Below are 11,742 nucleotides of genomic sequence, written 5' to 3'. Positions count from 1 at the left end.
TTTGACTCGTAATTATTAAAAAGATTAAATTTGGAAATAAAACACCTTCATGGAATTCAAAAAACTACTTGAAAAACGGTCTGCAGATCATTGGAAAAATTTTATTCCAACACTTTCTATTGACTGTGTCATTTTCAGTTTTCACAACTCAAAACTTCAGGTTTTAGTTCTTAAAATGAAAGAACAAGAGCATTGGGGACTTCCGGGAGGTTATGTTAAAAAGGAAGAAAATGTAGATGATGCCGCAATACGCATCTTAAAAGACAGAACCGGAACAGAAAATATATACCTGCAGCAATTTTATACTTTTGGTAATTTGAAACGTTCTGAGAGTGCTTTTGAAGACTACAGCGACGATTTATGGCACAAACAGCGTTTTGTTTCTATTGGTTATTATGCCTTGGCAGAATATAATGATGTAAGCTTAGTTGTAGATGAATACTCGGATAGTGTAGAATGGAAATCTATAGAAGATCTTCCTGATTTTATGATGGATCATAAAACCATTTTTGATAAAGCACTTGTTACTCTCCGAGAACAGCTTAACAATCACCCGATTGGTTACAATCTTCTCCCTGAAAAATTTACAATGCCTGAACTTCAAAAACTTTATGAAGGCATTTTAGATAAAAAATTAAACCGCGGTAATTTTTACAGAAAGATTCTTCGTTACGATATCCTTAATAAATTGGATGAATCTCGTAAAGGCGGTGCGCACAAATCTCCTGATTTATACAGTTTTGATCTGAAAAAATACAATGCTGCTCTGAAAGAGGGATTACAGGGCAACTGGTAATCTAAAGCATCATGTAGCACATTTCAGGCAGGACAATTTTGTATAATTTGGCATTCAAATTCTAATTTCTTGATGCAAATTGTATAAGCTCATGCCAAAATTATATAAAATAGTGTTCAAAAACTTTTGACATATTTGATGTAACCTCAATCCATCAATTAACCATGTCAAGAATTTTTTATATTTTATATTTACTATTTCCTGTAATCTGTTACTCGCAAAATGGTCAATACAATTCAAAAGTCGCATTTGCTGTTGAAACGTATGCTTTTTTAAAAGGACAGAATGCCGCATTGGCAAAAGTGGCGGCACAGTTTCCTCACCTTAAACCAAATGTTGCTGCAGCAGAGAAAAGTTTAAAGATTGTTTTTGGAAGAGCCGAGAAAAATATTCAGCAATTTTTAAAAGAAGAACTCAATACTGTCCAGCTCCATTCACTTCAGAACCAGATTGATTCTCTTTTAAATCAACAGCTGGTCCATCCAATTGAAGAAGAAAAACACGCACATGACTTTCTTTTAAAACTAAAAGAGAGATCTACTAACCTTAATAATGAAATGCTGTCTAAAGGCATTTTATCTTTCAAATACCACGATGCACCACATCAGGAAATTGCCGACGGTCATGTTGATTTTTTCAGCACTGAAAATCATCCTAAAGCAGAAAAGATTTCTTTAAAAATTCCGATACCCAAAAGCTGGCTTGCGCAAGAGGCTCAGATGCCGGAAACAATTCAGCAGTTTACAAGTTATCATGGAAATGGCAATGAAAAAATCCTGATTGTGGTTTATGATTTACCAGAGGAGCTGCATGGAATTACACTCACAGAAAAATCGGTTGCTGCGCTACTGCCGCCACAAACAAAGCTGCTGCGTACTGAACCGCTGGCTATTGATAATCTGCCTGCGTTTATGATCGAGGTAGAAGAATCAATAAAACATCAAAACGATAGTATGAAGGTACGAATGCTGCAGTTTATGTTTCTCCAAAACCAAAAATTATATTGTCTGCAGGGAAGTATCGGACCAGTAAAAGCAGATGAAGACATGGGATTGGAGATCAAAAAATACGAACCGCTTTTCCGCCTTATTGCTTCTAAAGCAGAATTGGATAATTAAACGGAAGACAGCTTTCAATCAATATAGAATTAAGAACTCTACTCATAAAAAAGGATCAAACATTTTTAAACGTTTGATCCTTTTTAATTTATTTTTATTAAGTGTAACTTTCTCCAGAGCAGTATCAATGGCCGTCAAATTCTCTACGGTTGTAAAAACTGTCATCATCGCTCTCCGATCTCAAACGGGATTCACTATCAGGATAATAAGAATCTAAAACTCTTCTTTCATACTCTCTGTCAAAATTGTGCTGTGCATTGTATCGGCTTGTTTTTCTAAAGGTATTGTATCCTATACTGTTGGCCATGACAATTTTCGTGTCTTTATTTATGCTGACAGATCCAATTGGTATGATAATATGGCTGTCTCCGTCTTTGTATACAAACTCTCTTGCATTGTCATTAGCGATTACATCATGCACTTCATTTCGGCTGTCTTCGATCAATCCTTTATCTACATTTACATCCAGATACACAACACGCTGCATGTCTTTATTAACCCACAGATTGTCTATTTTACCAATAGTTCGGTTGTCAGCGTCAACTATTTTCCATCCTCTTACATCCGAATAGTTTGAAGCAATTTTATAATCAGAGAGTTCGTCTAATCTGTATAAATTTCTATCTTTATTTTCCATACTTTTTAATATTACATTTTTCTTCTAAGTCTTTACAAACTTATTTTTTTGATACAAGTTTCTTAATTAGTTGTCGTGGTATCAGTGCTTGCAGCGTTTTCGATTGTTGCATTATTTTCAACCGAAGTCACATTATCTCTAAAATAGACAAAGTATACAACTGCTGCAATTAACAGTAATACTATAATCCAAGGCCAAATCGGCTTCTTTTTCTCAATTTTAATTTCTGCCATAATTTCTTTCTTTTATTAATAAACATTTTAAGTGATATTAAAGGTACAAAGGACAATGGAGTAAGAAGTATTGAATTTCAATGAGAATTTATAGAATTCCCAGCAGACTAAAATTCTAATCTAAAGCTTTTTATAGAATAACTTTTAGAATATTAAGCTTTCTAAATAGACAGAACTGGATTATAAAATTCCATACAGAATGGAGTAATTAAATATTAGATAACGTATGATTAGATGATCAAAAAAAAATCTATAAATTTCTATAAACATCTGTTAAATCTTAAGAATATCATTTAAACTTCTGCTGGAAAAAACGTATATTTGGTAAAATAGAACTTAGAAAAACGTGCAGAAAGAAACAATACCACCTACTTTTATTTTTCCTAAAGCTCCAACTGGAGTTGACGGTCTTGATGAAATTACTGACGGCGGATTCCCAAAAGGGAGGCCGACTTTAATTTGTGGCGGCGCGGGCTGCGGAAAAACACTGCTCTCTATGCAGTTTCTCATAAAAGGAATTACCGACTATAATGAACCCGGAGTTTTCATGTCTTTTGAAGAACCATCGGATGATCTTACATTAAATGTAAAATCACTTGGTTTTGACCTTGAAAAACTTAAAGCGGATAAAATGCTGATAGTAGATCATGTAAGGGTAGAAAGATCTGAAATTGAGGAAGCGGGAGAATATGATCTCGACGGATTATTTATCCGCTTGGGACATGCTATTGACTCTATAAAGGCAACGAGAGTTGTTTTAGATACCATAGAAACTTTATTTTCAGGTCTGGATAATCAGGCTATACTAAGAGCTGAGTTGAGAAGATTATTTCATTGGCTTAAGCAGAAAGGCGTCACCGCAGTTATTACGGGCGAACGCGGTGAAGCTACGCTTACACGTCAGGGATTAGAAGAATATGTTTCTGACTGTGTTATTGTATTAGACCACAGGGTTATTGAACAGGTTTCTACCCGAAGGCTGCGTATCGTTAAATACCGAGGTTCAACACACGGTACAAACGAATATCCTTTTCTTATTGATGAAAACGGTATTTCTGTCCTGCCTATTACCTCTTTAAAATTAGACAACGAAGTTTCATCAGACATTGTATCTACAGGATTTGCCGGACTCGATGAAATGTTTAATATGGGAGGTTTCTACCGCGGCAGCAATATCTTGGTGTCTGGAACTGCCGGAACTGCAAAAACAACAATTGGAAGCTATTTTGCTACGGAACAGTGCAAAAATAACGAAAAAACAATTTATTTTGCTTTTGAAGAATCGCCGCAGCAACTGGTTCGAAATATGAAATCAATCGGGGTTGATCTTCAGAAATATTTAGATAATGGAACCCTGCAGATTCATTCTTCTCGACCTTCGCTAAACGGATTAGAACTGCATCTGCTGACACTCAGAAAATTAATTAAAGAGTTTGAGCCCACTACCATAATCATCGATCCGATTAGTAATCTGATTTCTGTGGGAAGTGATCATGAAGTACGCTCCATGCTCGTAAGACTGATTGACATGCTAAAAGTCAATAATATAACGGCACTTTTCACATCACTCAATAAACAACATACAGACACTCTACGTCCGGATCTGGCAGAAGAATCTGTATCGTCTCTAGTGGACACCTGGATAACTGTTCGTGATATGGAAGGGATCGGAGAACGCAACCGAGGGATTTTTATTATAAAAGCACGAGGCATGGGACATTCTAATCAGGTTCGTGAATTTATAATTACCAATAATGGACTTGAATTGTTAGATGTAGAAATGGGACCTCAGGGAATACTTACCGGGGCTGCCAGACAGAGCTTTAAGAATAAAAAAACAATATCGGATATTAAACTGCAGAATGAGATCAGCAGGAAAGACCGTGAGATCGAACGCAAACGCAAAGTTCTGGAAGCAAATATAGAAGCTTTAAAAAATGAATTTGAATCAGCAGAAGAAGAATTAAGCATCCTTAAAGCAACAGAAGAATTGCAGAAAGAAATGTCTTCTAAAAAGAAGTAATACATGGAAAATGAAGTTGCCGAATGGCAGTTACTGCTTTATATAGCGGGACAGACCCCAAAGTCGACCAAGGCATTGGAGAACATAAAAAAATATGCTGAAGAACATTTAGCAGGTAAATACAGTATCGAAATTATCGATCTTCTTAAAAATCCACAGCTGGCAGAAGGAGATCAGATATTGGCTGTGCCGACATTGGTCAGAAGATTTCCAGAACCAATACGCAAAATTATTGGCGATCTGTCTAACAAAGAAAGAGTACTGGTCGGTCTAAATATTAAACCTGTAACTATCTAATGATGAACGAACTGTCTGAAGATACAAATACAGCGAGACATAAATTTACCCTTTTTGTCTCGGGTATGTCTGTTAATTCAGGACATGCGATAGAGAATCTGCGAAGAATCTGCGATCAATATTTAAAAGATAATTACGATCTTGAAATTATAGATATAAATCGGGATAAAGAACAAGCCGGCATACATCAAATTGTTGCCATTCCTACACTTATCAAACACGAACCGCTTCCAAAAAGAACAATCATAGGGGATTTATCTGATAGTGAGAAAGTATTAAAAATACTAACCCTAATTGAATAATGGAAGATAAAAATAAAAATATTGAGTCCCTGCATGCAGAAATAGCCTCTTTAAGAGAAGAACTGCAAGAATCCAACGGCATGATTAACGCCATCAGGAACGGGGATATTGATGCATTGGTGCTAAATAAAAATGGAGCGAGTGAAATTTATTCACTGCAGACCGCCGATTATACTTTCAGACTGCTTATAGAAAAAATAAGCCAGGGTGCGCTCAGCATATCACGCGACGGCCTTATATTATTCTGCAATGAACATTTTGCACTGCTGGTTGGAAGCTCCTGCGAAAAAGTTACAGGAAATTATCTTTCAGAATTTTTAAGCCAGCCCGATCATTTTATTCAAATTATAGAATCATTAAAATACGGAGTCAATGCGCATGAAACGTTCTTTAAAGCGGCATCGGGGCAGAAAATTCCAGTTCAGATCACTTTAACCGATCTTGAACCTGGAGCTCATGGAATCGGAATAATCGTTATTGACCTGACTGAAAAGAAGAAACATGAGAATGCCTTAATTTACCACCAGAAAATTCTTGAAAATAAAGTTCAGGAACTAAATAGCATCAATAAAAATCTGGAAGAGTTCATTCACGTAATCTCTCATGACCTTAAGGAACCTTTACGTAAAATTTTAATGTATAGTGATCGCATTAATGATGAGAATCTTCAAGAATCTGATGCCAAAGCAATCGTAACTATGAAATCTTCTGCAGCTAGGCTAAACTCGCTTGTAGATGATCTGGTAAGCTATTCTTCGCATACGATGAAAGAAGAGTTTTCTAAAGTTAATGTGGTTGAAATAATCTCGGAGGTAATTACAGATTATGAATTAATAATAAATGATAAAAAAGCTGTTATTCAAGTTGGAGAACTGCCGGAACTATATGCTTCAAAAGGCCAGATAAGACAACTTTTTTCCAATTTGATTTCCAATGCGATAAAATACAGCAGAGAAGACACAACGCCTATTATTAAGATAACAGAAGTAGATCGCTCTGAATCGGATCCGAAAAATAATATACCGTCAGTAAAAATCGAGATCAAGGATAATGGAATCGGTATGGAAAAAAACCATCTCACAAAAATTTTTACTATCTTTCAGAGACTTCATGCCAAAAATCAATATTCCGGAAACGGGATTGGACTTGCGATCTGCAAAAAAATAATGGAAAACCATTCCGGATATATTACCGTCGATAGTTTACCCAATCAAGGCACAACATTTAACCTTTACTTTCCAGCTGCTCAATGATAAAAAAATCTCAATTAAATATAATTATTGCCGAAGACGATATTGACGATGCGGATGTAATCTTAGATGTCTTTAACCGAAATTCGAATTTTGAAAATATCACAATAGTTTCAAATGGCGAAGAACTGTTGCATTACTTAAATGATCCTGCAAATGTAACCCCTGATATTATTTTAACGGATATCAACATGCCTATTATGAATGGTATAGAAGCCATTCAAAAGATAGCAGAAACAAACAGCTTGAAGAATATTCCATGTTTCGTTTATTCAACCGGACTAAATCCGATTTACAAACAAAAATGCGATCTGCTGGGTGTTAAAGCTTGTTTGATTAAACCATATTCTATTTCAGAATTTGAAGAAATTCCAAACGATATCATCAAAATTCTACAATCATAAATAAAATTAATTAGGATTGATTCTAGCTTCCAGATTAATCACGCTCCTATGCAGACGCAATCGCCCCGAAAGATCAATTGGCTGAAAATTCAGTTTTTTCAAAAACATTTTTAAAGAATCTTTTGACTGTGCGTGATCTGCAATAAAATATATTTCGTCACGCTTTTCATACTGATTCAAAATAGCAGCTTCAAGTCTTACGGGATTGAACAGCTTTATCACATGCGCGCTTGGAAGCAGTGATGCTGTAATTTGATATGTAAGTGCATTAGATATACTCGAAAGAAGTGTATGCGGATTGAAAATAAGACAACTAGTATGTACAATTATTTTTCCTGTCATATCCGGCAGGTTTTTAAGTACTGTTTCTAAATTTTCTTTAGGAATAAACAACAAGATTATATCTGCAGCTGCGGCTTCATCCAGCGAACCCAAATGTATATTAGAGCTCATTTTTAAAACTGCATCATGCACAAGGCTGTTTCCTCTAGGATTGTTTATAACAACTCTAAAACCAGCTGCAGCAGCTCTTCGGGCTAATTCTAACGTAAGTGTTCCAATTCCAATAATTCCGATTTCCATATAATAATGATTTAAATTATGGCCAGTAAATTAAAATAAGCATCTGTTTGAGATGTTAAGCTTTACTGCCTTTTTGAACACTTTTAACTCACCGTTAAATTAGAATTATTTTCTTACAACATTTCAAGTATAAATACCTGTTTTTAAATAATATGCATTTTAAATACTTATATTGTTTATTGTTAGCGCGGATTTGCAATCCGTGCCCGTAAATCTTTTTAGATGATCCCAAAAACCACATGCGCCTGTTTTGCAACCCGTTTAAAACAAAAAACCCTGTTTCAATAGAAACAGGGTTTTAAAAAGAAAGGCGACGACATACTCTCCCACATAACTGCAGTACCATCTGCGCAGGCGGGCTTAACTTCTCTGTTCGGGATGGGAAGAGGTGAGCCCCGCCGCAATAACCACCTTAAGAAGTTATAATTGCTTTGGGCAATCTGTTTTAATTAACAATTGATAATTGACAATTCATAATTAAAACCAATATCTTAACATACTGAGATAAAGAAATACAATAAATTTGGTTAGAAAGTTTCCTCCCGGGTCTTTGGACCCGGGAAAAGGGTGTACATAAGCTTACGGATTATTAGTACTACTCGACTATGACATTACTGCCTTTACATCTATAGCCTATCAACGTGGTCATCTTCCACGATCCTTAAAAGAAATCTCATCTTGTGGTGGGTTTCGCGCTTATATGCTTTCAGCGCTTATCCCTTCCCAACGTAGCTACTCTGCGGTGCCCCTGGCGGGACAACAGATACACCAGCGGTTAGTCCAATTCGGTCCTCTCGTACTAGAATCAGATCCACTCAAATTTCTAACGCCCGCAGTAGATAGAGACCGAACTGTCTCACGACGTTCTGAACCCAGCTCGCGTGCCACTTTAATGGGCGAACAGCCCAACCCTTGGGACCTTCTCCAGCCCCAGGATGTGACGAGCCGACATCGAGGTGCCAAACCCCCCCGTCGATATGAGCTCTTGGGGGAGATCAGCCTGTTATCCCCGGCGTACCTTTTATCCTTTGAGCGATGGCCCTTCCATGCGGAACCACCGGATCACTATGCTCTACTTTCGTACCTGATCGACCTGTATGTCTCTCAGTCAAGCTCCCTTATGCCATTGCACTCTACGCACGGTTACCAAGCGTACTGAGGGAACCTTTAGAAGCCTCCGTTACTCTTTTGGAGGCGACCACCCCAGTCAAACTACCCACCAAGCAATGTCCCCCACAATATGGGGTTAGGCCTCAGATAAACAAAGGGTTGTATTTCAACAATGACTCCACAACGCCTGGCGACGCCGCTTCATAGTCTCCAACCTATCCTACACATCATTTATCCAAGGTCAATACTAAGCTATAGTAAAGGTGCACAGGGTCTTTTCGTCCCACTGCGGGTAAACGGCATCTTCACCGTTACTACAATTTCACCGAGCTCATGGCTGAGACAGTGTCCAGATCGTTACACCATTCGTGCAGGTCGGAACTTACCCGACAAGGAATTTCGCTACCTTAGGACCGTTATAGTTACGGCCGCCGTTTACTGGGGCTTCAATTCAATGCTTCTCCGAAGATAACATCTCCTCTTAACCTTCCAGCACCGGGCAGGTGTCAGGCCCTATACTTCATCTTACGATTTTGCAGAGCCCTGTGTTTTTGATAAACAGTCGCCTGGACCTCTTCACTGCGGCCCCGATTGCTCGGGGCGACCTTTCTCCCGAAGTTACAGGTCTATTTTGCCTAATTCCTTAGCCATGAATCTCTCGAGCACCTTAGGATTCTCTCCTCAACTACCTGTGTCGGTTTACGGTACTGGTGCTTATTACCTGAAGTTTAGAGGTTTTTCTTGGAAGCCCTTAGGCGCACTATCTCTTTGTCCGAAGACTCCGAGTACTATCGTATTTCACCAAGCTCTACGGATTTGCCTGTAGAGCCTATAGTTAGGTACTTTAACGAACTATTCCGTCAGTTCGCGGCGCTTTCATCACTCCGTCACCCCATCACAGTAATAAGCAGTACGGGAATATTAACCCGTTGGCCATCGACTGTCCCTTTCGGGTTCGCCTTAGGTCCAGACTAACCCACAGCTGATTAGCATAGCTGTGGAAACCTTAGTTTTTCGGTGTGCGGGTTTCTCGCCCGCATTATCGTTACTTATGCCTACATTTTCTTTTCTGACCAGTCCAGCATCCCTTACGGAACACCTTCAGCCCTGTCAGAATGCTCCCCTACCACTTACAGTAAACTGTAAATCCATAGCTTCGGTAATATGTTTATGCCCGATTATTATCCATGCTCGTCCGCTCGACTAGTGAGCTGTTACGCACTCTTTAAATGAATGGCTGCTTCCAAGCCAACATCCTAGCTGTCTGGGCAGACAAACCTCGTTCTTTCAACTTAACATATATTTGGGGACCTTAGCTGATGGTCTGGGTTCTTTCCCTCTCGGACTTGGACCTTAGCACCCAAGCCCTCACTGTTATCAATCATTATACAGCATTCGGAGTTTGTCAGGAATTGGTAGGCGGTGAAGCCCCCGCATCCAATCAGTAGCTCTACCTCTGTATAACTAAAATAACGCTGCACCTAAATGCATTTCGGGGAGTACGAGCTATTTCCGAGTTTGATTGGCCTTTCACCCCTACCCACAGGTCATCCGAAGACTTTTCAACGTCAACCGGTTCGGTCCTCCACTGTGTGTTACCACAGCTTCAACCTGCCCATGGGTAGATCACACGGTTTCGCGTCTAACACTACTGACTAAAGCGCCCTATTCAGACTCGCTTTCGCTGCGGATCCATACCTGAAGTACTTATCCTTGCCAGCAGCGTTAACTCGTAGGCTCATTATGCAAAAGGCACGCCGTCACCCCACGAAAGGGCTCCGACCGCTTGTAAGCGTATGGTTTCAGGATCTATTTCACTCCGTTATTCACGGTTCTTTTCACCTTTCCCTCACGGTACTGGTTCACTATCGGTCTCTCAGGAGTATTTAGCCTTAGCGGATGGTCCCGCCAAATTCAGACAGGGTTTCACGTGCCCCGCCCTACTCAGGATACCACTATCTATTACACTTGTTGCCCATACGGGGCTTTCACCCTCTGCGGCGTCACTTTCCAGCAACTTCCGGTTCCTTGTGCATAAAATATCGTGGTCCTACAACCCCAGTCAGGCCGTAACAAGACTGGTTTGGGCTGTTCCGCGTTCGCTCGCCACTACTTACGGAATCACTTTTGTTTTCTTCTCCTCCGCCTACTTAGATGTTTCAGTTCAGCGGGTTTGCCCACCTATCGGTGTGTTATGTCTTCAACATAACGGGTTGCCCCATTCAGGTATCTGCGGATCAATCGGTGTGTGCCCGTCCCCGCAGCTTTTCGCAGCTTATCACGCCTTTCATCGCCTCTGAGAGCCTAGGCATCCCCCATACGCCCTTATTTTGCTTATTGTACCCAGTCATAAAATTAATTACGACCGTTTTTTTTTGTTCTTTACAATAAAATTGTAAAAAACGCTTTCTACTTTTATTATTTTCTTATCTCAATATGTCAATGAACTTTTATTTACTATGCTTATAGTAAACCAGTGGAGAATAACGGAGTCGAACCGTTGACCTCCTGCGTGCAAGGCAGGCGCTCTAGCCAGCTGAGCTAATCCCCCATTTTTAAATCTTAGATTTTAGAATTCAGATTTTAGATTACTGATTCTGATCTAATTTCCTTTGGTGAATCCCAGCTTCCAGAATTTCCTTTAAATCAAGCTTTTCAGTCTATTGTTTTAAATCTAAAATCTGAGATCTTAAATCTAAAGTCAAATAGTAGTCCCGGGCAGACTCGAACTGCCGACCCCTACATTATCAGTGTAGTACTCTAACCAGCTGAGCTACGAGACTCTGTTTTACTTAATTTTCATTTTTTTTCAAATTAACAGCAAGAGTAATACAGTCTTGGAATTCCAAAACATCAAATATCCATCTTATTTCCAAGGCGTGTCCGAAGACTAACACCAAGGCTCTAGAAAGGAGGTGTTCCAGCCGCACCTTCCGGTACGGCTACCTTGTTACGACTTAGCCCTAGTTACCAGTTTTACCCTAGGCAGC

Annotated in this window: 10 protein-coding genes, 2 tRNA genes and 3 rRNA genes; 7 read left to right on the top strand and 8 right to left on the bottom strand. The window is 39.1% G+C overall.

Features of this window, described 5'->3' with window-relative positions; genetic code table 11:
- The first annotated feature begins 49 nt into the window (after window positions 1–49).
- Window positions 50–796, top strand: a complete 747-nt coding sequence (locus C4F50_RS13375) for an NUDIX hydrolase (RefSeq protein WP_194139161.1) — start codon at window positions 50–52, stop codon at window positions 794–796.
- Between the two features lie 164 nt (window positions 797–960).
- Window positions 961–1,914 carry a hypothetical protein gene (locus tag C4F50_RS13370; RefSeq protein WP_194139160.1) on the top strand — a complete coding sequence of 318 codons (954 nt, stop codon included), beginning with the start codon at window positions 961–963 and terminating at the stop codon, window positions 1,912–1,914.
- Window positions 1,915–2,038: 124 nt separating this feature from the next.
- Here the strand turns inward: C4F50_RS13370 and C4F50_RS13365 are convergent, their stop codons facing one another.
- Together C4F50_RS13365 and C4F50_RS13360 are read right to left on the bottom strand one after the other, a co-directional pair.
- Window positions 2,039–2,551, bottom strand: coding sequence for a PRC-barrel domain-containing protein (locus tag C4F50_RS13365; RefSeq protein WP_194139159.1), 513 nt, complete (start codon window positions 2,549–2,551; stop codon window positions 2,039–2,041).
- A 62-nt stretch (window positions 2,552–2,613) separates the two neighbouring features.
- Window positions 2,614–2,784, bottom strand: a complete 171-nt coding sequence (locus C4F50_RS13360) for a hypothetical protein (RefSeq protein ID WP_194139158.1) — start codon at window positions 2,782–2,784, stop codon at window positions 2,614–2,616.
- A 346-nt stretch (window positions 2,785–3,130) separates the two neighbouring features.
- On the opposite strand from C4F50_RS13360, the gene kaiC reads away from it, so the two are divergent.
- The 5 genes from kaiC to C4F50_RS13335 are packed head-to-tail and all read left to right on the top strand — an operon-like array spanning window position 3,131 to window position 7,060.
- On the top strand, window positions 3,131–4,807 hold the full coding sequence (kaiC, locus tag C4F50_RS13355; RefSeq protein WP_194139157.1) for a circadian clock protein KaiC: 1,677 nt from the start codon (window positions 3,131–3,133) through the stop codon (window positions 4,805–4,807).
- A 3-nt stretch (window positions 4,808–4,810) separates the two neighbouring features.
- Window positions 4,811–5,104 carry a circadian clock KaiB family protein gene (locus tag C4F50_RS13350; RefSeq protein ID WP_194139156.1) on the top strand — a complete coding sequence of 98 codons (294 nt, stop codon included), beginning with the start codon at window positions 4,811–4,813 and terminating at the stop codon, window positions 5,102–5,104.
- Window positions 5,104–5,406: a circadian clock KaiB family protein gene (locus C4F50_RS13345; RefSeq protein ID WP_228012021.1), complete on the top strand. Its 303-nt coding sequence runs from the start codon at window positions 5,104–5,106 to the stop codon at window positions 5,404–5,406. Before C4F50_RS13350 ends, C4F50_RS13345 begins: the two co-directional genes overlap by 1 nt.
- Window positions 5,406–6,659, top strand: a complete 1,254-nt coding sequence (locus tag C4F50_RS13340; RefSeq protein ID WP_194139155.1) for a sensor histidine kinase — start codon at window positions 5,406–5,408, stop codon at window positions 6,657–6,659. Before C4F50_RS13345 ends, C4F50_RS13340 begins: the two co-directional genes overlap by 1 nt.
- On the top strand, window positions 6,656–7,060 hold the full coding sequence (locus C4F50_RS13335; protein ID WP_194139154.1) for a response regulator: 405 nt from the start codon (window positions 6,656–6,658) through the stop codon (window positions 7,058–7,060). Before C4F50_RS13340 ends, C4F50_RS13335 begins: the two co-directional genes overlap by 4 nt.
- A gap of 6 nt (window positions 7,061–7,066) precedes the next feature.
- On the opposite strand, the gene C4F50_RS13330 is transcribed toward C4F50_RS13335, so the two are convergent.
- The 6 genes from C4F50_RS13330 to C4F50_RS13305 all read right to left on the bottom strand — a co-directional run.
- Window positions 7,067–7,642: an NAD(P)-binding domain-containing protein gene (locus C4F50_RS13330; RefSeq protein WP_194139153.1), complete on the bottom strand. Its 576-nt coding sequence runs from the start codon at window positions 7,640–7,642 to the stop codon at window positions 7,067–7,069.
- A gap of 305 nt (window positions 7,643–7,947) precedes the next feature.
- Window positions 7,948–8,057, bottom strand: a 5S ribosomal RNA gene (rrf, locus tag C4F50_RS13325).
- A gap of 154 nt (window positions 8,058–8,211) precedes the next feature.
- A 23S ribosomal RNA gene (locus tag C4F50_RS13320) occupies window positions 8,212–11,092 on the bottom strand.
- A 137-nt stretch (window positions 11,093–11,229) separates the two neighbouring features.
- Window positions 11,230–11,303, bottom strand: a tRNA-Ala gene (locus tag C4F50_RS13315).
- A 158-nt stretch (window positions 11,304–11,461) separates the two neighbouring features.
- Window positions 11,462–11,535: transfer RNA gene (locus tag C4F50_RS13310), tRNA-Ile, on the bottom strand.
- A 125-nt stretch (window positions 11,536–11,660) separates the two neighbouring features.
- Window positions 11,661–11,742, bottom strand: a 16S ribosomal RNA gene (locus C4F50_RS13305); the annotation flags it as partial.

The organism is Flavobacterium hungaricum (genome assembly GCF_015182285.1).
Taxonomy (GTDB): Bacteria; Bacteroidota; Bacteroidia; order Flavobacteriales; family Flavobacteriaceae; genus Flavobacterium; species Flavobacterium hungaricum.
The sequence above is the reverse complement of the archived record's forward strand: the minus strand, read 5'-3'. Positions and strand labels throughout refer to the sequence as shown.

Coding starts and splice junctions, on each gene's coding strand:
- C4F50_RS13375 (WP_194139161.1), top strand. CDS start 50: ATGGAATTCAAAAAACTACTTGAAAAACGGTCTGCAGATCATTGGAAA.
- C4F50_RS13370 (WP_194139160.1), top strand. CDS start 961: ATGTCAAGAATTTTTTATATTTTATATTTACTATTTCCTGTAATCTGT.
- C4F50_RS13365 (WP_194139159.1), bottom strand. CDS start 2,551: ATGGAAAATAAAGATAGAAATTTATACAGATTAGACGAACTCTCTGAT.
- C4F50_RS13360 (WP_194139158.1), bottom strand. CDS start 2,784: ATGGCAGAAATTAAAATTGAGAAAAAGAAGCCGATTTGGCCTTGGATT.
- C4F50_RS13350 (WP_194139156.1), top strand. CDS start 4,811: ATGGAAAATGAAGTTGCCGAATGGCAGTTACTGCTTTATATAGCGGGA.
- C4F50_RS13345 (WP_228012021.1), top strand. CDS start 5,104: ATGATGAACGAACTGTCTGAAGATACAAATACAGCGAGACATAAATTT.
- C4F50_RS13340 (WP_194139155.1), top strand. CDS start 5,406: ATGGAAGATAAAAATAAAAATATTGAGTCCCTGCATGCAGAAATAGCC.
- C4F50_RS13335 (WP_194139154.1), top strand. CDS start 6,656: ATGATAAAAAAATCTCAATTAAATATAATTATTGCCGAAGACGATATT.
- C4F50_RS13330 (WP_194139153.1), bottom strand. CDS start 7,642: ATGGAAATCGGAATTATTGGAATTGGAACACTTACGTTAGAATTAGCC.